The organism is Janibacter limosus NBRC 16128 (assembly GCF_001570985.1).
Classification (GTDB): Bacteria; Actinomycetota; Actinomycetes; order Actinomycetales; family Dermatophilaceae; genus Janibacter; species Janibacter limosus.
Map to the genome: position 1 here is coordinate 25,390 of NZ_BCSS01000023.1, position 18,427 is coordinate 43,816.

The window sequence follows — 18,427 nt, forward strand, 5'->3', positions numbered from 1 at the left end:
CCGGACGCAGGGGGACCAGCCGTCAGTCGTTCTCCGGGAACCCCAGGTTGAGCCCGCCGTGGCTCGGGTCGAGCCAGCGTTGGGTGACCGCCTTGGTCCGGGTGAAGAAGTGCACGCCCTCGATGCCGTGGGCGTGGGTGTCACCGAAGAGCGAGTTCTTCCACCCGCCGAAGGAGTAGTAGGCCATCGGCGTGGGGATCGGCACGTTGATGCCGACCATGCCGACCTCGACCTCGTGCTGGAAGCGCCGTGCGGCACCGCCGTCGTTGGTGAAGATCGTCGTGCCGTTGCCGTACGGGTTGTCGTTGATCAGCTGCAGACCCTCGTCGTAGGAGTCGATCCGCACGACGCACAGGACGGGTCCGAAGATCTCGTCGGTGTAGATCGACATGTCGGGCGTGACCTTGTCGAAAAGCGTGGGCTGGAGGAAGAACCCCGCGCCCAGGTCCGCGGCGCCATCGCGCCCGTCGATGACGAGCTCGGCGCCGGAGGCAACCCCCTGCTCGACATAGCCGGTCACCTTGTCCAGGTGCACCCTGGTGACGAGCGGGCCCATGTCGGACTCGCCCATCCCGTCCCCGGTGCGCAGGGTCTTGGTCCGCTCGACGATCTTGGCGACGAGGTCGTCAGCGATCGACTCGGTCGCGAGCACGACGGAGATCGCCATGCACCGCTCCCCCGCGGCCCCGTATCCGGCCGAGACCGCCGCGTCGGCAGCCAGGTCGAGATCGGCGTCGGGCAGGACGAGCATGTGGTTCTTGGCACCTCCGAGGGCCTGGACGCGCTTGCCGCCCGCGACACCGCGCTCGTAGACGTACCGGGCGATCGGGGTCGAGCCGACGAAGGAGATCGCCTTGACGTCCGGGTGGTCCAGCAGCGCGTCGACGGCCTCCTTGTCGCCGTGCACGACATTCATCACGCCGTCGGGCAGGCCAGCCTCGCGCCACAGGTCGGCGATGAGGTTGACCGCGGTCGGGTCCTTCTCGCTCGGCTTGATGACGACGGCGTTGCCGGTGGCGACGGCCATCGGGACGAACCACAGCGGCACCATCGCCGGGAAGTTGAAGGGAGAGATGACGCCGACGACGCCCAGCGGCTGGAGGATCGAGTAGGCGTCGATGCTGGTCGACACATTCTCGGAGAAGCCGCCCTTGAGCAGGTGCGGGATCCCGCAGGCGAACTCGACGACCTCCTGACCGCGGGAGATCTCGGCCTTGGCGTCGTCATAGGTCTTGCCGTGCTCCGCGGTGATCGCGAGCGCGATCTCGTCCTTGCGCTCCTCGAGGAGCTGGCGGAAGGCGAAGAGGATGCGCACCCGGCGTGCCAGGGAGACATTGCCCCAGTCCGCGGCGGCCGTCTTGGCCAGGGCGACGACCTCGCCGACGGTCGCGCTGCTCGCCAGGTCGAGGACGCCGGTGACCTCGCCCGTGGCGGGGTTGAAGACCTCGGAGGTGCGCTCGCTCTCCCCCTCCCACGGCGAGTGGCCGACCAGGTGGGTGATGCGGGTGGGGGTGCTCATGCGTGCCTCCTCAGGCTCATTTGTAAGGACATACTAACAACTACGCGAAGGGGGCGGAACCCCCTTCGTCCCGGCCCCGGCGCATCTGCCGAGGCAGATGCGGTCAGGGGGACTCTGCGAGGACGACGTCGACGGGCTGGCCGCTGGCCAGCGACTCCATCCCGGAGGTGCACACGACGGTCGAGGCATAGCCGTCCCAGCTCGTGGGCCCGGTGACCTCACCGCGCCGGGTCGCGTCGATCCAGGCCTGCACCTCGATGTCGTAGGCCCGCTCGAAGCGCACGCGGTAGTCGGGCACGATCGGCCCGCCCCACGCCCCGTCGCCGCCTGCCGGGTCGGCGACCGTCGTGTAGACCTCGCCCCACGGGCGACCGATGATCGCGCTGCCGGACTCCCCGACCGCCTCGCAGCGCACCTCGTACCCGGTGCGGCTGTTGACGAAGACCTCGTTGGTGACGACCGCGCCCGAGGCCATCCGGAAGATCGTCACCTGCGGGTCGACGACGCCCTCGAGCGCGTGCGACGTCGGGGCCGGGCTGATCACCTGGATCGAGACGATCTCCTCGCCGAGCAGCCACCGCGCACAGTCGACCTCGTGGACGAGGCTGTCGCGCACGATCATCTCGGAGCGGAAGTCGGGGTTGGGCACGCTCTTGTTGCGGTGGGTCTGGTGGAGGAGGAGCGTGCGCCCCATCCGACCGGAGTCGATGAGGTCGTGCAGCCGCATGTACTCCGGGTCGAAGCGCCGCATGAAGCCCACCTGGACCAGTGGCCGACCCGCCGCCCGCTCGGCCTCGATGACCCGCAGCGAGGACTCGCTGTCCATCGTCAGCGGCTTCTCGCAGAGCACGTGCTTGCCCCGCTCGATGCACGTGAGCAGCTGTTCCTCGTGGACCGAGCCGGGCGAGGCGAGCAGGACCGCGTCGACGTCGTCGGCAGCGATGAGGTCGAGCGGGTCGTCGTGGACCGTGACCCCACCGAGCTCGTCGGCGAGCGCGCGCGCCCGCTCACCGTCCGGGTCGGCGATCGCGGTGAGGGTGGCGCCCGCGGTGCGAGCCGCGAGACGCCGGGCGTGGTCGGCCCCCATGAGACCGACACCGACGACACCGACCCGCAGCGGAGGGGACGTCACACCTCTCCCTTCGTCGTCGCGTCATCGTCGGTGCCATGGCTCTGGACTCGCGGCTTGCCCGGGCCGGCCAGCTCGATCTCGGGGTTGTCCGGATCGACGGTCTTGCCGGGATCCACGCCGCCCAGCTCGTGCTGGAGGTCGGCGAGCTCCTGGCCGCCGGCCATCTCCGCGGTCAGCTCGTCGAGCGTCAGCTCGTGACGGTCCGCATCGAGGGTGAGTCGCCCGAGCTTGAGGATGACGAAGTGGTTGCCGACGAGGTAGGCGTGGTGCGGGTTGTGGGTGATGAACACGACCCCGAGCCCGGCGTCGCGGGCCTTGGCGATGTACTTCAGCACCACGCCCGACTGCTTGACGCCCAAGGCGGCCGTCGGTTCGTCGAGGATGATGACCTTGGCGCCGAAGTAGATGGCGCGGGCGATCGCGATGCACTGCTTCTGCCCACCGGACAGGCCACCGACCGGGCGGTCGAGGTCGCCGATCTGGATGCCCATCTTCTGCAGCTCCTCGTCCGCGATGGTCTTCATCCGCTTCGCGTCGAGGAAGAGACCCGAGCGGATCTCGTTGCCCATGAAGAAGTTGCGCCACACCGACATCAGCGGTGCCAGCGCCAGATCCTGGTAGACGGTCGCGATCCCCAGTGCCTGCGCGGCGCGCGGCGAGGCGAGGTTGCGCTTGACGCCGTTGACCTCGAAGGTCCCCGAGGTGTGCTCGTGCAGGCCGGCCATGATCTTGATGAGCGTCGACTTGCCGGCGCCGTTGTCGCCGAGCACGCACGTGACCTCGCCGGGATAGACCTCGAGGTTGACCCCGCGCAGCGCGTGGACATTGCCGTAGGACTTGCCGACGTCCTGCATGACGACGAGCGGCTTGACGCCCGCCGGCCTCCCCTGGAGGGTCTGGGTGCTCATCGCGCGTCCGCCTTCTTCTTCACGTAGAGGTTGACCAAGGTGGCGAGCAGGAGCATCACGCCGAGGAAGGTGTAGAACCAGTCGACGTTCCAGCCCGCGTAGTTGATGCCCATGCGGGTCATCCCGAAGATCAGTGCACCGAGCGCGCCACCGACGACCGAGCCGTAGCCACCGGTCAGCAGACAGCCACCGACGACCGCGGCGATGATGTAGATGAACTCGTTGCCGACGCCCTCACCGGACTGCATGACGGAGTACGAGAAGAGCAGGTGCATGCCGAGCATCCACGCGCAGAAGCCCACGGTGACGAAGAGTCCGATCTTGACCGCCTTGACGGGGACACCCACGGCGCGCGCCGCGTCGGCGTCGCCCCCCACGGCGAAGATCCAGTTGCCGACCCGGGTGCGGGTGAGCACCAGCGCCGCGATGACGACGAGCACGATCCAGTAGACGACGAGCGCCTTGATCGTCACGGAGCCGATCGAGGCCTCCCATGCGAAGACCTTCTGCGCCGACGCGAAGCCGTCCATGTCCGTGATGGTCGGGGTGGACACCGTCCCACCGACCAGGCGCGTCACCGCGAGGTTGGCCCCCTGCAGGACGAAGAAGGTGCCCAGGGTGACGAGGAAGCTCGGCAGTCCGGTGCGCATCAGCAACCAGCCGTTGAAGGCACCGATGCCCAGCGAGATGATCAGCGCCACGAGGACGCCGATCCAGACGTTGACGCCGAAGTTCCACGCGGTGAGCGCGGCGACGATGCCCGAGCTCGTGGCGGCGACACCGGTCGACAGGTCGAACTCGCCGCCCACCATGAGGAGGGAGACCCCGACCGCCATGATCCCGATCGACGCTGCCGCGTAGAGGATCGTGCCGGTGTTGCCGAGACTGCGGAAGGAGGGTGCGACGGCCAGGAAGAGTGCAGCCACGGCGAGGGCGCCGATGAGCGCCCCGATCTCGGGGCGGGCGAAGAGCACGCCCACCTTTCCCTTGACGACCACGCGGTCGTCGGTCTCTCCGGCCGGTGGGGCCGTGGCGGTCGGGGTACTCATCACTTGCTCTGCTCGATCAGGATGTCGACGTTCTTGTCGTCGATGAAGGCCGGGCCGGTGTAGACGGGCTGTCCGCCGCCGGTCGAGGCGCCCTTGTTGACGCGCAGCCAGAGGGCGTCGACGGCCTGGTAGCCCTGGACATAGGGCTGCTGGTCAACGGCCCACTCGATCTTGCCGTCCTTGATCGCCTTGAGCGCGTCGTCGTTGAGGTCGAAGGTCGCGAGCTTGGCCTTGCTGCTGGCCTCACCGATGGACTTGGTCGCGACCATCGCCAGCGGAGCACCGAGGGTGACGACATTGGTGATGTCCTTGTCCTCCTGCAGCTTCGCGGTCAGTGTCGACTGGACGTTGGCGCTGTCGGTGCCCTTGACGTAGACCTTCTCGGTGTTCTTGAACGTGTTGGCCACACCCTTGCAGCGGGCCTCGAGACCGACGTGGCCCTGCTCGTGGATGACGCAGAGGACCTTGCCGGCCTTCTCCTCGGTGAGGCGCTCACCCGCGGCCTCGCCGGCGAGGGTCTCGTCCTGGCCGAAGTAGGACAGGATGCCCATCTCCTTCCAGTCATCCATGCCGGCGTTGAGGGCGACGACGGGGATGTCGGCGCCGACGGCCTTCTCCACATTGCCCTTCATCGCGTCCGGCTTGGCGAGGGTCACCGCGATGCCGTCGACCTTCTTGTCGACGGCCTGCTGCACGAGTGTCGACTGCCGCGCACCATCCGGGTCAGCCGTGTACTCGAGCTTGATGTTGTCCTTCTTGGCGGCGTCCTCGGCTCCCGCACGCACCTGGTCCCAGAAGGTGTCACCGGGCGCAGCGTGGGTGATGAGGGCGACCGTCATCTCGGGGGTGTCGGCCTTGCCGCCGGCGGCGTCTCCACCGGTGTCCTCCTGCTTGCCCCCGGAGGAGGAGCAGGCGGCCAGGGCGAGCGCGGCCACGGCCGAGGTGGCGACGACGCCGACGCGTGAAATACGGGACATGGTTTTGCCTTTCTCATATCCACCGCTCCGTTGCGGGGGAAGGGGGTCGAGGCCCGGGTGGGCACCGGATTCAGTTGTGAGTCTGCTCGTTCGTGCCGTCGCTCCGCGGGAGATCCGCCGGGTCGAGATGCGAACGTTGTCCGGCCTTGTGGCGCTCGTACTCCACGCGCGCCTCTCGGGTGCTGTCGAGATCGCTGACCTCGCTGACCGGCACGTCCCACCAGCTGGCGGAGTCCGGGCCGTGCACCAGCGGGTCCGTCTCGACGTGGATGACGACCGGCCCGCCATCGGCGGGGGCAGCCTTGGCCTGCGCGATCGCCTCCTCCAGCCCGGCCCGGTCGTGCACCTCGAGGACATGGCAGCCGAGCGAGCGGGCGTTGGCGGCCAGGTCGACCGGGAGGACCTCGCCGTCCAGTCGCCCCGTCGCGTCGCTGCGACCGCGATAGGCGGTGCCGAAGCGCTGGCTGCCGAGGGACTGCGAGAGCGAGCCGATGGAGTGGAAGCCGTGGTTCTGCACGAGCACGACGATGACCTTGGTCCGCTCCTGCACCGCGGTGACCAGCTCGGTCGGCATCATCAGGTAGCCACCGTCACCGACCATCGCGAAGACCTCACGGGTCGGGTCGGCCCAGCGGACCCCGATCGACGCCGGGACCTCGTAGCCCATGCAGGAGTAGCCGTACTCGACGTGGTACCCGCGCCGGTCACGCACCCGCCAGGTCTTGTGCAGGTCGCCGGGCATCGAGCCGGCGGCGCAGAGCACGACATCGCGCGGGTCGCTGAGCTCGTTGACGAGCCCAAGGACGGCGCCCTGGGTGAGCAGCCCGTCGGCGAGTGCGTCGGTGACCTGCGGCGAGGGGTGGTGGGCCGCCTCGACCTGCGCGTCCCAGTCCGCCCACAGTCGGGCCTGCTCCTCGCGATAGCCGTCGTCGACCGACCAGCCGGCGAGCGCACCGGTCAGGGCCGTGATCGCCTCACGCGCGTCGCCGGCGACGGTCAGACCGGAGTGCTTGACCGCGTCGAAGGAGGCGATGTTGAGGTTGACGAAGCGCACCCCCGCGGCAGCGAAGGCCGTCCGGGAGGCAGTCGTGAAGTCCTGGTAGCGCGTGCCGATGCCGATGACGACATCGGCCTGCGCCGCAACGGCGTTGGCGGCAGTGGTCCCGGTCGAGCCGACCGCACCGAGGAGCTGGGGGTGGCCGTGCAGGAGCGAGCCCTTGCCTGCTTGGGTCTCACCGACAGGGATGCCGGTCGCGGCGCTCAGGGCAGCGAGGGCGTCCTCGGCCTGCGAGTAGTGCACGCCGCCACCGGCAATGATCATCGGCCGCCGGGACGAGCGGATGATCTGCGCGGCCTGCTCGATCCGCGACGGCTCGGCCGGGGGCCGGGCCACGTGGTGGGTGCGCTCGGCGAAGAGCTCGAGCGGCCAGTCGTACGACTCGGCCTGGACATCCTGCGGGAGCGAGATCGTCACCGCGCCGGTCTCGGCGGGGTCGGTGAGCACGCGCATCGCCGACAGCAGGATGCTCGGCAGCTGCTCGGGTCGACGCACCTCGTCGTAGAAGCGCGACAGCGGACGGAAGGCATCGTTGACCGTGAGGTCACCGCCGTGCGGTTGCTCCAGCTCCTGCAGCAGCGGGCCGGCCGAGCGGGTGGCGAAGATCGAGCTCGGCAGGAGCAGCACCGGGATCCGGTTGATCGTCGCGAGCGCGGCTCCGGTGAGCATGTTGGTGCTGCCGGGGCCGACCGACGCGGTGCACGCCCAGGTCTGCAGCCGGTCCTTCTGCTTCGCGTAGGCGACGGCGGTGTGCACCATCGCCTGCTCGTTGCGGGCCAGGACATAGGGCAGCTCGGTGCCGGCGAGCTCGGCCTGCAGCAGCGCCTGCCCGACGCCGGCGACATTGCCGTGGCCGAAGATGCCGAGCACCCCGGCGAAGAGCCGCTGCCGCTCGCCGTCGCGCTCGCTCCACTGGGCACCCAGGAAGCGCACGAGCGCCTGGGCGACGGTGAGTCGGACGGTGGTCATGAGATGCTCCCGGTTCCTGAGGTGCGAGCGCCAGCGAGCCTCGAAGGGCCGATCGGTAGTCGCGGATCCACGGCCTGGCCGGTCCAGCTCGCCCGGACCTGCCCGTGCGCGGGGTCGTCGCAGATGAGCCAGGCCCGCTCGGGTCCCGGGCCGGCCATGACGTTGAGGTAGTAGAGGTCGGCGTCGGGTGCGGCCATCGCCGGGCCGTGCCAGCCGTGCGGGACGAGGACGGTGTCGCCCGTGGCGACCTCGACGAGCACGTCGATGTCACGGCCCTCGGCGCCGTAGACCTGCTGGTAGCCGACCGGCTGACGGCCGTCCTCGCGGTCGGTGCCGCGGGTGAGCGGTGCCCGTCCGGCAGCAGCATCGCCGACGGACTGGGTCTCGAAGTAGTAGATCTCCTCGAGCTCGCTCTCCTCTCCGGGCCGGTCGGTGTCGTGCTTGTGCGGCGGGTAGGAGGACCAGCCCCCGGCGGGGGTGATGACCTCGCAGGCGAGGATCTGCTCGGCGGCGGTCAGGGTGTCGGGCATGCCGAAGCCGCGCACCTCACGGCTGCACGTGCCGGCCCCCCGCAGCTCGACGGGCACCCGGGCGGCGGGCACGACGACGACCTCACGACCGCCACCGGTTGCATCCTCGACCCGAGCGCCGCACAGGGCGATGCGGGCGGTCGACTCCCCGTGGTTGACGAGCTCGAGGTCGCTCCCGGCGGGGGCGTAGAGCGTGTCGCTCGGCCCGGCGAAGACGCTGGCCCGGCCGGCGAGCCGGTGCCCGGCGCCGTCCACGATCACCGTCGTGCCGCCCGTGAGCGGCACGACGATGCCCTCCTCCCCGGAGAGTGTGTGCGCCAGCCGGGCTCCCGGCTCGAGCACCGCGATGCGCAGCGAGGTGTGCTGCCACCCGTCGATGGCGTCGGTGATCTCGACGGCCCAGGAACCCCCCTTCGGCGCGAAGGGGTGGAACCAGCGCTCGTTGTCCGCTCCGGTGCGGGGGGTGTGGTTCACGCCCCACCTCCGTGGACCAGGTCGGCCGCGATGTCCACGGCCGCGGCGACATCGCCGTCCGGCGGGTAGAGCAGCGCCCGACCGACGACGAGACCGCGCACCTGCGGGATCGACAGCGAGCGTCCCCACGCGGCGTAGGTGTCGCGCGGGTCGCCCTTGGGGTCACCGCCGAGCAGGAGCGAAGGGAGGGTCGTCGCGTCCATGACCCGCTCCAGCTCGTCGACGACGGGCAGCTTGAGCCAGGTGTGCGCACTCGTCGCGCCCAGACCGGAGGAAACGGTGATCGAGCGGATCGTCGACTCGGGATCGAGCAGGTTGACCACCTTGCCGTCGCGTCGGGTGGACCAGAAGGGCTCGATCATCGCCATCGTCTGGTGCGCGGCCAGCTCGGTGACCGCCCGGGCGCTCGCCTCGAGGGTCGCGACGCTCGCTGGGTCCTGCAGGTCGATGCGGGTGAGCATCTTGCCGCCGTCGATGCCGCGGGCGACGATCTCGGCTGCCGTGTGGCCGGTGAAGCGGTCGTCGAGCTCGAAGGAGGCCCCCTGCAGCCCACCTCGGTTCATCGACCCGATCGCCACCTTGCCCTCGAGCGCACCCATGAGCAGCAGGTCGTCGAGGACATCGGGGGTCCCGAGCACACCGTCGACGCCGGGGCGGGAGAGCGCGGTCGCCAGACGCCGTAGCAGGTCCGGGCGCGAGGCCATCGCCGTGGCGTCGCCGCGCACCCCGAGCGCCCCGCGGGCCGGGTGGTCGGCGGCCACGAGCAGCATCCGCCCGTCGTCTGCCAGGAGAGGTCGGCGCGAGCGCGCGGCCCAGCCGCGGACGATGGCACCGGGGTCGCTCGCGCGGACCATGGTCAGGCCCGCGATGTCGACGGCGATCCCGTCGCTCGCAGCCACCTGGTGGGTCGTGCTCATGCGCTGGCTCCCTTCGCTGTCCACTGCGCCAGGCCGTCATCGACCTCGGCGACCGTGGGCATGGCGGTGCTGCACTCCAGTCGGGAGGCCACGATGGCGCCGGCGACATTGGCGAACTCGAGGATCCGGCGCAGGTCCCAGCCCTCGAGCAGCCCGTGGACCAGGGCGCCGCCGAAGGCGTCACCGGCACCCAGGCCGTTGACGACCTCGACGAGGTACGGCGGGACCTCGACACGCTCGTCCGCGGTGGCGGCGAGCACCCCCTTGGGTCCCTGCTTGACGATCGCGAGCTCCAGACCGCGCTCGAGGAGGGCGTCGGCCGCGCGGTGCGGGTCGCTCTCCCCGACGGCGACCTCGCACTCCTCCTTGTTGCCGACCGCGATGGTGACGTGCTCCAGGGCCCGCCCGACCTCGGCGCTCGCCTCGCTCGGGTCGCTCGGGTCGCTCCAGAACATCGGCCGGTAGTCCAGGTCCAGCACGGTGTGCTCGGCCCGGGCACGTGTGGCGAAGGCGGTGTGGTGCGCGGCGCGGGAGGGCTCGGCGCTCAGGCCGGTCACCGTGGTCCAGAAGACCCGCGCGGTGCGGATCTCCTCCAGCGGCAGGTCGGCGTCGGTGAGCATCAGGTCCGGCGCGGTGGGCCAGCGGTAGAAGTACAGCGGGAAGTCGTCGGGCGGGTGCACCTCGCAGAAGGTCACCGGCGTCGGGGGACCGTCGCCCTCGATTGCGGTGATGAAATCGCCTGCGACACCGAGGCGCTCGGCCTCGGCCCGGACATATCGGCCGAAGGCGTCGGCACCCGTCTTGGTGATCAACGCTGCGTGCCGGCCGTACCGGGCAGCGGCCACGGCGACATTGGTGGCCGACCCCCCGAGGAACTTCTCGAAGGTGCGCACCTCCTCCAGCGGCACACCGTGGTCCAGGGGGTAGATGTCCACCCCGGTCCGGCCCATCGTGATCAGGTCGTACATCACGCGCTCAGCCCCTCGGCGATCCCGACGAGGTGCGCCACGGAGGAGCGGACGTCGGCGACGGGGTCACCGGCCCCCTTCGCCGTGGTCGGGTCCGCCGGGTCGCCCGCGAGGACGGTGTCCTGCTCGAGGACGTACCACCCCTCGTAGCCGGACTGCTCGAGGGAGCGGACGATGGCGGTGATGTCGACATCGCCCTGGCCGAGCGCGACGTACATGCCCGCCGCCACCGCGTCGGTGTAGCTCGCCGAGCCCTCCTGGACCTTGCGCGCCCAGGCCAGGTCCACGTCCTTGAGGTGCATGTGGGCGATCCGCTCCGGGCGCTCCTGCGCGACCCGCACCGGGTCACCGCCGCCGATGAGCAGGTGGCCGGTGTCGAGGCAGAGCCCGATGCGCGAGCCGGCGAGCACCCGATCGGTCTCCTCACCGGACTCGATCATCGTGCCGACGTGCGGGTGAAGGGTGGCCGTGAGGCCTTGTGCTGCAGCGGCGTCCGCGATCCGGTCGAGGTTGCCGAGCAGGGTCGACCAGCCGGCCGCGTCGAGCTCGGGGCGGGCGTCGTAGCCCTGCGCACCGGTGGCCGCCGCCAGGACGACGGTGCTCGCGTGGGCGGCGACGAGCCCGGCCATCGCGGCCTCGACGACGGGAAGGGGGTCGACCCCCGGGTCGTGCAGCACGACGGGGACGAACTGCCCGACGGCGGCCAGTCCGTACTCGGCGAGCGTGTCCGCCTTGGCCTGCGGGTCGTCCGGGAGGAAGCCATCGGGACCGAACTCGGTGGCTGCGATCCCCAGGTCGCGCATCTGCGCCAGGACCGTCGGCGGCTGGTGCTGCCAGCCCCATCCGGGCACCTCGCAGACCCCCCACGAGATGGGGGCGGCGGCGATCCGCTCGGCGAGGGGGGTGCGGTCGGTCATGGTCACAGTCCTTCGATCTCGGTCATGGCGACGGGGCGGCGCTCGGCGCGGGAGAGCTCGCAGGCCTCCGCGACGCGGAAGGCCTCGAGGGCGTCGGCGATCGTGCAGGGGCTCGGGGCCCGACCGGCGGCCACCTCGAAGAAGGCGGTGAGCTCGGCCTGGTAGGCGGGCAGGAAGCGCTCCATGAAGGACCACTTCTGCGGGCCGTGGGGGAAGTCGACGTCGGGCTCGGCGCTCGTCATCGCGAGGGAGTGGTCGAGCCCGGCTGTGATCGTGCCGCGCTCCCCCATGACCTCCATGCGCACGTCATGACCGCCGCCGTTGTAGCGGGTCGTCGACATGAGCACGAGGGTGTCGTCGTCGAGGGTCAGCACCGCGGCGCCCGTGTCGACATCGCCGGCCTCGCTGAAGAAGTCAGCGCCCTTGTTGGCCCCCACGGCGTAGACCGAGGCGACCTCGCGGCCGGTGACATAGCGGATCGCATCGAAGTCGTGCACTCCGCAGTCGCGGAAGATCCCGCCGGAGGTCGGGATGAACTCGGCCGGCGGCGGGGCCTGGTCGTGGGTGTTGGCGCGGATGGTGTGGACGAAGCCGAGCTCGCCGGACGCCACCGCCTCGCGGGCCCGACGGAAGCCGGCGTCGAAGCGACGCTGGTGCCCGATGTGCACGGGGACATCACTCGCCGCCTCGGTGCGCGCCAGCTCGATCGTCTCTGCCAGGCCGCCGGCGACCGGCTTCTCGCAGAAGGTGGGGACGCCACCTGCGATCCCGCGGCGGATCCACTCGGCGTGCCCGTTGGTCGCCGTGGCGATGACGAGCCCGTCGATCCCCGCGGTGAGCAGGCCCTGCGGGGAAACGACCTCGACCCGGGTGTCCGGTGCCATCTCGCGCAGGCGGACGGCGACCTCGTCACCGACCCCCTCACGTGCGTCGGTGATGACGAGGGTCTCCACCGCGGGGAGGGCGACGAGGGTCTCGGCGTGGAAGGCGCCGATCCGGCCGAGGCCGACGAGTCCGATCCGCATCAGCGGGGTGCTCCTTTGCAAGGGGGTGGACCAACGTGATGCGGGACACTCTTGTCGAGCCCCCTGCCCATGTCAAGGATTTGTCCTGACATGAAGACGTATGGCTGTCCGCCTGTGTTGCGCGTAGGCTCCCCGGCATGTCAGCGCTGCAGCTCGAGGTGGTCATCGACCGGGCCTCTCCCGTGCCGCTGTACCACCAGCTGGCCGAGCAGCTGACTGCCGCGATCGACGACGGGCGCCTGCAGCCCGGAGACCCCTTCGAGAACGAGCTCGCCCTCGCCGCGCGCCTCACGCTCTCGCGCCCGACCATCCGCCGCGCCATCCAGGAGATGGTCGACCAGGGCCTGCTCGTGCGCCGGCGCGGCCTCGGCACGACCGTCGCCAACCGCAAGGTGCACCGCAAGGCACGCCTGACATCGCTCTTCGACGACCTCGAGGCAGAGGGGCGCGAGCCGCGCACCGAGGTCATCGAGATCGAGATGGGCACCGACGAGCGCGCTGCTGCCGCACTGGATCTCGAGCCCGGCACCGAGATGCTCTCGATCGTGCGGGTGCGCTCGGCCGGTGACCAGCCGCTGGCGATCATGCACAACTGGCTGCCGCCGGTGCACTCCGAGATCACTCGCGAGGCACTGCAGGAGCAAGGGCTCTATGCCCTGCTGCGCAAGCGTGGGGTCAAGCCGGTCGTCGCCCGGCAGTCGATCGGCGCCCGGATGCCCACCGCCGCGGAGCGACGGGCCCTCGAGCTGCCCTCCGGCCAACCGGTCCTGACGATGACGCGCATGGCCTTCGACGCCGCGGGCTCCGCGATCGAGTTCGGCGACCACGCCTACCGGGCGCAGGACTACACGATCGACCTCATGCTCGACGAGCGCTGACGCCACCCGTCACCACGGCTTGTCGACGCCGCCGCCGCCCTTGTCCTTGCCCTCTTCTTCACGGCGGTTGGACTCGGACTCCTTCTGCCCCGTCTGGTTGCGCTCCTCGAGCTCCTTCTGCTTGGGGTCCTTCTCCTCCTCGCCCTGGTCGCCGTCCTTCTTCTTGTCGTCCTCGTCCTGGTCCGGGTCCTTGGGCTCCTCGGAGCCACCCTTGCCGGTCTGCTCCTCGAGCTTGTCCTTCTGCTCCTGCTGCTTGCGGCCGGCCTCGCCGCCGTTGCCGTCGTCCGAGCCGTCGAGGCAGCCCTCGGGGCCCTCCTCGATGAGCTTCAGCGCTTCCTCGGCCAGCGCCTTCTCGCGGGTCTCGTCGCCGTCCGCCTTGGCCTTGTCCGACTGCTGGGAGATCGTGATGACGAGGTTGGTGCGCACCGTGCAGTCGTCCTGTGGGTTGCTCGTGCCCGAGAGCGCCGTCTCGAGGTCGGTCCGGCCGCCGTCGAGGTCCCCGGAGATCGACTTGCCAGTGCCTTCGACGAAGGGAGCACGCCACCGCTCGACGATGTTGAGGATGTGCAGCTTGTCGGCCGCGCTCACCATGCCCTGACCATCGTCGCTCCCGTGGGCCTCTTGGGCGGAGCCCATGTTGACCGGCAGCGTCAGGAAGCGCGCTGCCAGCACCAGCAGGATGATCGCCGGCAGCACGGTGGCCCAGATGAGTCGGCGGCGACGCCGCAGGCGGGGCTCCAGGGGAGGCTTGACGGGGTTCACGGCTCCACCCTTCGCAGTCGGCCGATCTCACGGGTGACGACGAAGAGGTCGACGAGCAGCAGCGCCGACATCAGCACGGCCAGGACCCACACGAGCGAGGTGTAGGTCTCGATCGACGCCCCTGCACCCTCGATGGTGGTACCCGGGTCGGCGTCCTCCAGCGCGGGCGCGATGTCACCGCCGGTGCGGTGCGTGTACGGCACGTCGAGCTGGCCGGCGATCTCCTCCAGGCGCTTTTCGTCGATCGTGCTCACGCCGGGATTGCCGGAGGCATCCGTCACATCGTCACCGGTGGTGCCGTCGGCGTTGGTCGTCGCCATCTGCCCGCCCTGCTCGGTGCCGTAGCCGAGGACCGCGCCACCGTCGATGAGGTCACCCAGGTCGAAGGGGGCGGGCTCGTCGGCGGAGGTCTGCTCACCGTCGCCGAGGTAGAAGACGATGTTGGAGCGCTCGGGATGGCGCTCCTTGGTGCCCTCGAGGGTCTGCTTGAGACGGTCCTGCGCCACGGTCACCGATGAGCCGCCGGAGTACTGGCTGTCCTCGGCCTGCAGGTTCTCCGTCGCGGTCTTCAGCGCCTGGGCGTCCGTCGTGAGTGGCATGACCACCCGCGCGCTGAAGTCGAAGGTGATGATCGACAAGCGCGCCCCGGGCATCTCCGCCTGGATCTTGGCGATGTCCTCGCGGTAGCCGTCCAGGCGGGTGCGCTCCTGGCCGTAGTCGCGCGCCATCGCCGAGGTCGTCGTGTCGACGACGAAGAAGACGTTGACATCGGAGGCCGCCTGCTTGGCGATCGCGCCGTTGACGGCCGGACCGAAGAGCGCGGCGACCATGACCAGACAGGTCGCGAGGCGCAGGCCCCAGCGCACCCGATGGTGGGAGTCGGCGATCAGTCGCCAGCCGGTGAAGCCGACGAGCAGGAGGCCGGCGACGATGACCAGCGGCCAGGGGATGACGGGGTGCCAGCTCATCGGCGCCACCACCACAGGAGGGGGTAGAGCCCGAGGAGGCCCAGCAGCCCCAGGCTCAGCCACACCGCCGGGAGGTCGGTGCGCACGTGGACCGGTGCCACATCAGGCAGTCGGGCGGCTTCGAGCTTGTCGATGTTGCTGGTCACCTCGTCGGTCGCGCCGGGCTGATCGAGCCCCCACGTGCGCCCACCGGTCTCCTCGGTGGCCGCGGACAGCTCGGTGTGGTTGGAGCCGAAGGGCATGGGGTTGAGTCCGTAGACGCGCACCTTGCGCTCCTTGGCGAGTGCGGCCGCCTCGTCGATGGTGTAGACGCCCTGGCCATGGACCTCGTTGTCGGTACCCAGGATGATCGCCCGTGGACGCTCCTGGTCGAGGTGGTCGAAGTTGTAGACACAGCTGGCCAGCCCGTCACCGGACAACGAGCTCGCGTAGATGCGCTCGTTGAAGGTGCCGTCCGTCGGGTTGTACTGGCTCCCGCCGAAGATCGAGAAGCCGTCGGCGTAGCCCGTCAGCTGCTCCTCGACCAGGTCGTAGTCGTCGGTGAGCGGGAAGGCCGTGACGGCTTGGTTGTTCCACAGGACCAGACCGATCCGCTCCCCACGGAAGTTCTTGACGATCTCGGCGAAGTCCTCGAGCACGGCCTTGTCGGTCCGGATCATCGACCCGGACACGTCGAGGCAGAGCATGATGTCGCGGTTGTTCTTCTCCGGGTCGATCGTCTCGGTCGTGCCGGGTCGGCCCGCAGCGACGGCCAGCGGAAGCACGACGATCGCGATGAGCAGACCGAGGCCGAGCAGTCGTGCGCGCTGGCGGGCGACGGCCGCCTGGTAGGCGGGCAGCCGGGTGAGACGACGGGTGTGGGCGACGAGCACGGCGTCCGTGTCCACCTTGTCGCGACCGGCGAACCACCAGCCGAGGCCAGCGACGACAGCCACCGCGAGGAGCACGATCAGGGTGAGCCACCACCAGGTCAGACCCATCACGACCACCCTCCGATGACCTCGCGCGCTGCCGTGGCAGAGCGGGAAAAGCTGGTGGCGTCGGCCTCGAGCGCGCCGAACTGTCGCGGGTAGAACTCCTCGATGAGCGCGGCCAGATGAGCGGGGCCCCGCTCACGCAGGTCGGAGGCCGTCATCGTGTCGGCCTCGAGCCCGCTGGCCTTGCTGACAAAACCACGCACGACCTTGGACAGCTCGTGGTGCCCGCGGCGAGGCGTCATCGTGTCGGTGCGCACCGCCTTGTCGACGTGGTCGATGCGGCGCAGGGCGTCCCGGCGCAGCTTGGCCAGCGCGGCCGGCGGCAGCGACCCGTGACCGTCCTGCGCCTCGGGGCGGCGGGTGAGCATCCAGATCGCGACGGCCCAGATGACCAGACCGAAGATGATGAAGGCCCCCAGCACCGGCCAGGTGATGGAGTAGTCCTGAGGAGCGAGGTAGATCGGGTCAGCGTCCACGACGCCTCTTCTCCAGCATGCGCACGATCATCGGCACGACCTCGTCGGTGTGGCCCGCCCGGGCGGAGGAGACATCGGTGCGACGCAGCATGGTCTCGACATCGGCCCGCCGGGTCCCCTCGGAGCGGCCGAACTCCTCGGCCAGGCGCCGGTCGGTGGCCAGCAGGTCGGGCAGCGTGTGGTCGGCCGCCACATCACGCACCCGCGCGTCGGCGCCGACACCGAGCGGGTTGAGGTCCGCGACATCGACCCACAGGACCTCGTGGCGCAGCCGCAGCGTGCGCAGGGTGTCCTCGACGAGCGCCGGCTCGACGCCGTCGTCGGCGATGATCAGCAGGACCTTGCGTCCTGTGACATTGCGGCTGATGTGCCGCAGCAGTCCCGGCAGGTCCGAAGGGGGGGAGTCGGGCTGGGAGAGGGTCAGCACCTCCTGCAGGAGGTGCTCGAGGTGCCCCTCGGAGCTGCGGGCCCGGGTGGCGTGGATCCGACCGGGGCCTCCGCTGATCATCGACACGTCGTCACCGTGGCGCACGGCCAGCCAGCCCAGGACACCGGCCGCGAGCACGGCGATGTCCCGCTTGGGCTCGCCACCTGCGGCGGTCGCAGCCATCTCCCGACCGGCGGGCATGACGACGACGAGCGAGAAGTGCCGCTCGGCGACATACCGCTTGATGAGCATCGAGCCGTGACGGGCGGAGGCACGCCAGTCGATGTCACGGATGTCGTCACCGACGGCGTACTCGCGCAGGTCGTCGAAGTCCATCGAACGGCCCTTGTGGACAGAGGCGTAGCCACCGTCGAGCAGCGCGACCGAGCGACGTCGGACGTGGATCGACAGCTTGCCCTTGACCTTGTGCACGAGGCGGGTCATGACGTCCTCTACGGAGTACGCACGGCGCGCACGATGGCGTCGATGATCGTCTCGACACGCACATCGTCCGCGGTGGCCTCGTAGGTGAGCAGCACGCGGTGGCGCAGCACGCGGTGGGCCAGGTGGCGCACGTCCTCAGGGATCACGTGGTCGCGTCCCTGGAGCAGAGCGGCAGCCCGGGAGGCCTTGGCGAAAGCGATGGACGCACGGGGGCTCGCACCGATCTCGACATAGCGAGCCAGCTCCGGGGGCATGACCTTGCCCGGTGTCCGGGTCGCGGCCACGATGAAGGTGATGTAGTCGAGGATCGCCTTGTCCAGGTAGACCGAGGCGGCCAGTCGCTGCAGCTCGCGAGCGTCGGCCACGTCGATCATGGCGCGGTCGGGCTGGTCGAAGACGCCGGCGTCGATGCGGCGCACGACCTCGGCCTCCTCTGCGGGGCTCGGGTAGTCGAGCAGGTCCTTGAGCATGAAGCGGTCGAGCTGCGCTTCGGGCAGGACATAGGTGCCCTCCTGCTCGATGGGGTTCTGCGTCGCCAGCACGAGGAAGGGCTCGGGGACCTTGAAGACCTGGCCGCCGATGGAGGTCTGCCGCTCCTGCATCGCCTCGAGCATCGCCGACTGCGTCTTGGCCGAGCTGCGGTTGATCTCGTCCAGCAGCACGAAGTTGGCGTGCACCGGCCCCAGCTGGGTGACGAACTTGCCCTGGCTGGCGTCGTAGACCTGGGTGCCGACGATGTCGCTGGGCAACAGGTCGGGCGTGCACTGGATCCGCTTGAAGGAACCACCGATCGCGGTCGCGAGCGCGTGCGCCGCCGTCGTCTTGGCCAGACCGGGCACGGACTCCAGCAGGACGTGCCCGCTGGTCATCAGACCGATCAGGAGGGTCTCGCGCAGCCTCTTCTGGCCGACGACCTTCGCCTCGAAGCCCTTGTCGACCGAGGCGACGAGGCTACGGGCCCGCTCCAGCTGGTCCTTGCTGATCCTGCTCGTGGGCGGCACGTCGCTCCCCTTCGCTGCTGTGGTCGATGACGCGGCCACTCTACGTAGTCGA

General features: G+C 70.0%; 18 protein-coding genes. 1 reads left to right on the forward strand and 17 read right to left on the reverse strand.

The window, feature by feature from the left end; genetic code table 11:
* Positions 1 to 22: 22 nt before the first annotated feature.
* The 11 genes from JLI01S_RS09990 to JLI01S_RS10040 form a co-directional block, all read right to left on the reverse strand.
* Positions 23 to 1,519, reverse strand: a complete 1,497-nt coding sequence (locus tag JLI01S_RS09990; RefSeq protein ID WP_068264020.1) for a CoA-acylating methylmalonate-semialdehyde dehydrogenase — start codon at positions 1,517 to 1,519, stop codon at positions 23 to 25.
* A gap of 103 nt (positions 1,520 to 1,622) precedes the next feature.
* The gene (locus JLI01S_RS09995) at positions 1,623 to 2,651 is read right to left on the reverse strand and encodes a Gfo/Idh/MocA family oxidoreductase (protein WP_068264022.1); all 1,029 of its coding nucleotides are present in this window, start codon (positions 2,649 to 2,651) and stop codon (positions 1,623 to 1,625) included.
* Positions 2,648 to 3,559 (reverse strand): ATP-binding cassette domain-containing protein, encoded by a 912-nt coding sequence (locus JLI01S_RS10000; protein WP_068264023.1) that lies wholly within the window; start codon positions 3,557 to 3,559, stop codon positions 2,648 to 2,650. Before JLI01S_RS10000 ends, JLI01S_RS09995 begins: the two co-directional genes overlap by 4 nt.
* The gene (locus JLI01S_RS10005; RefSeq protein WP_068264083.1) at positions 3,556 to 4,608 is read right to left on the reverse strand and encodes an ABC transporter permease; all 1,053 of its coding nucleotides are present in this window, start codon (positions 4,606 to 4,608) and stop codon (positions 3,556 to 3,558) included. Before JLI01S_RS10005 ends, JLI01S_RS10000 begins: the two co-directional genes overlap by 4 nt.
* Complete coding sequence (locus tag JLI01S_RS10010) at positions 4,608 to 5,585, reverse strand: sugar ABC transporter substrate-binding protein (RefSeq protein ID WP_068264025.1); 978 nt, start codon at positions 5,583 to 5,585, stop codon at positions 4,608 to 4,610. The genes JLI01S_RS10005 and JLI01S_RS10010 overlap by 1 nt, the downstream gene beginning before the upstream one ends.
* A gap of 70 nt (positions 5,586 to 5,655) precedes the next feature.
* Positions 5,656 to 7,611 carry a 3D-(3,5/4)-trihydroxycyclohexane-1,2-dione acylhydrolase (decyclizing) gene (iolD, locus tag JLI01S_RS10015; RefSeq protein WP_068264027.1) on the reverse strand — a complete coding sequence of 652 codons (1,956 nt, stop codon included), beginning with the start codon at positions 7,609 to 7,611 and terminating at the stop codon, positions 5,656 to 5,658.
* Positions 7,608 to 8,615, reverse strand: coding sequence for a 5-deoxy-glucuronate isomerase (iolB, locus tag JLI01S_RS10020; protein ID WP_068264029.1), 1,008 nt, complete (start codon positions 8,613 to 8,615; stop codon positions 7,608 to 7,610). Before iolB ends, iolD begins: the two co-directional genes overlap by 4 nt.
* A complete protein-coding gene (locus JLI01S_RS10025; RefSeq protein ID WP_068264030.1) occupies positions 8,612 to 9,532 on the reverse strand; it encodes a Cgl0159 family (beta/alpha)8-fold protein in 921 nt (306 codons plus the stop codon). The genes iolB and JLI01S_RS10025 overlap by 4 nt, the downstream gene beginning before the upstream one ends.
* The gene (gene iolC / locus JLI01S_RS10030) at positions 9,529 to 10,500 is read right to left on the reverse strand and encodes a 5-dehydro-2-deoxygluconokinase (RefSeq protein ID WP_068264033.1); all 972 of its coding nucleotides are present in this window, start codon (positions 10,498 to 10,500) and stop codon (positions 9,529 to 9,531) included. The genes JLI01S_RS10025 and iolC overlap by 4 nt, the downstream gene beginning before the upstream one ends.
* Positions 10,500 to 11,417 carry a TIM barrel protein gene (locus tag JLI01S_RS10035; RefSeq protein ID WP_068264035.1) on the reverse strand — a complete coding sequence of 306 codons (918 nt, stop codon included), beginning with the start codon at positions 11,415 to 11,417 and terminating at the stop codon, positions 10,500 to 10,502. The genes iolC and JLI01S_RS10035 overlap by 1 nt, the downstream gene beginning before the upstream one ends.
* Positions 11,418 to 11,419: 2 nt before the next feature.
* Entirely contained in the window at positions 11,420 to 12,442 is a 1,023-nt protein-coding gene (locus JLI01S_RS10040) for a Gfo/Idh/MocA family protein (protein WP_068264037.1), read from the reverse strand.
* Between the two features lie 137 nt (positions 12,443 to 12,579).
* Between JLI01S_RS10040 and JLI01S_RS10045 the strand changes: the two genes are divergently transcribed.
* Positions 12,580 to 13,320 (forward strand): GntR family transcriptional regulator, encoded by a 741-nt coding sequence (locus JLI01S_RS10045; RefSeq protein WP_068264039.1) that lies wholly within the window; start codon positions 12,580 to 12,582, stop codon positions 13,318 to 13,320.
* Positions 13,321 to 13,329: 9 nt separating this feature from the next.
* Here the strand turns inward: JLI01S_RS10045 and JLI01S_RS10050 are convergent, their stop codons facing one another.
* Genes JLI01S_RS10050 through JLI01S_RS10075 form a run of 6 tightly spaced genes read right to left on the reverse strand, consistent with a single transcriptional unit; the run spans position 13,330 to position 18,375 of the window.
* Positions 13,330 to 14,082, reverse strand: coding sequence for a hypothetical protein (locus JLI01S_RS10050; protein WP_068264041.1), 753 nt, complete (start codon positions 14,080 to 14,082; stop codon positions 13,330 to 13,332).
* The gene (locus JLI01S_RS10055) at positions 14,079 to 15,050 is read right to left on the reverse strand and encodes a vWA domain-containing protein (RefSeq protein ID WP_068264043.1); all 972 of its coding nucleotides are present in this window, start codon (positions 15,048 to 15,050) and stop codon (positions 14,079 to 14,081) included. Before JLI01S_RS10055 ends, JLI01S_RS10050 begins: the two co-directional genes overlap by 4 nt.
* A complete protein-coding gene (locus JLI01S_RS10060) occupies positions 15,047 to 16,030 on the reverse strand; it encodes a VWA domain-containing protein (protein WP_157074904.1) in 984 nt (327 codons plus the stop codon). The genes JLI01S_RS10055 and JLI01S_RS10060 overlap by 4 nt, the downstream gene beginning before the upstream one ends.
* Entirely contained in the window at positions 16,030 to 16,503 is a 474-nt protein-coding gene (locus JLI01S_RS10065) for a hypothetical protein (RefSeq protein ID WP_068264047.1), read from the reverse strand. Before JLI01S_RS10065 ends, JLI01S_RS10060 begins: the two co-directional genes overlap by 1 nt.
* A complete protein-coding gene (locus JLI01S_RS10070; RefSeq protein ID WP_068264049.1) occupies positions 16,493 to 17,374 on the reverse strand; it encodes a DUF58 domain-containing protein in 882 nt (293 codons plus the stop codon). The genes JLI01S_RS10065 and JLI01S_RS10070 overlap by 11 nt, the downstream gene beginning before the upstream one ends.
* Before the next feature lie 8 nt (positions 17,375 to 17,382).
* The gene (locus tag JLI01S_RS10075; RefSeq protein ID WP_068264052.1) at positions 17,383 to 18,375 is read right to left on the reverse strand and encodes an AAA family ATPase; all 993 of its coding nucleotides are present in this window, start codon (positions 18,373 to 18,375) and stop codon (positions 17,383 to 17,385) included.
* Between the last annotated feature and the right edge of the window lie 52 nt (positions 18,376 to 18,427).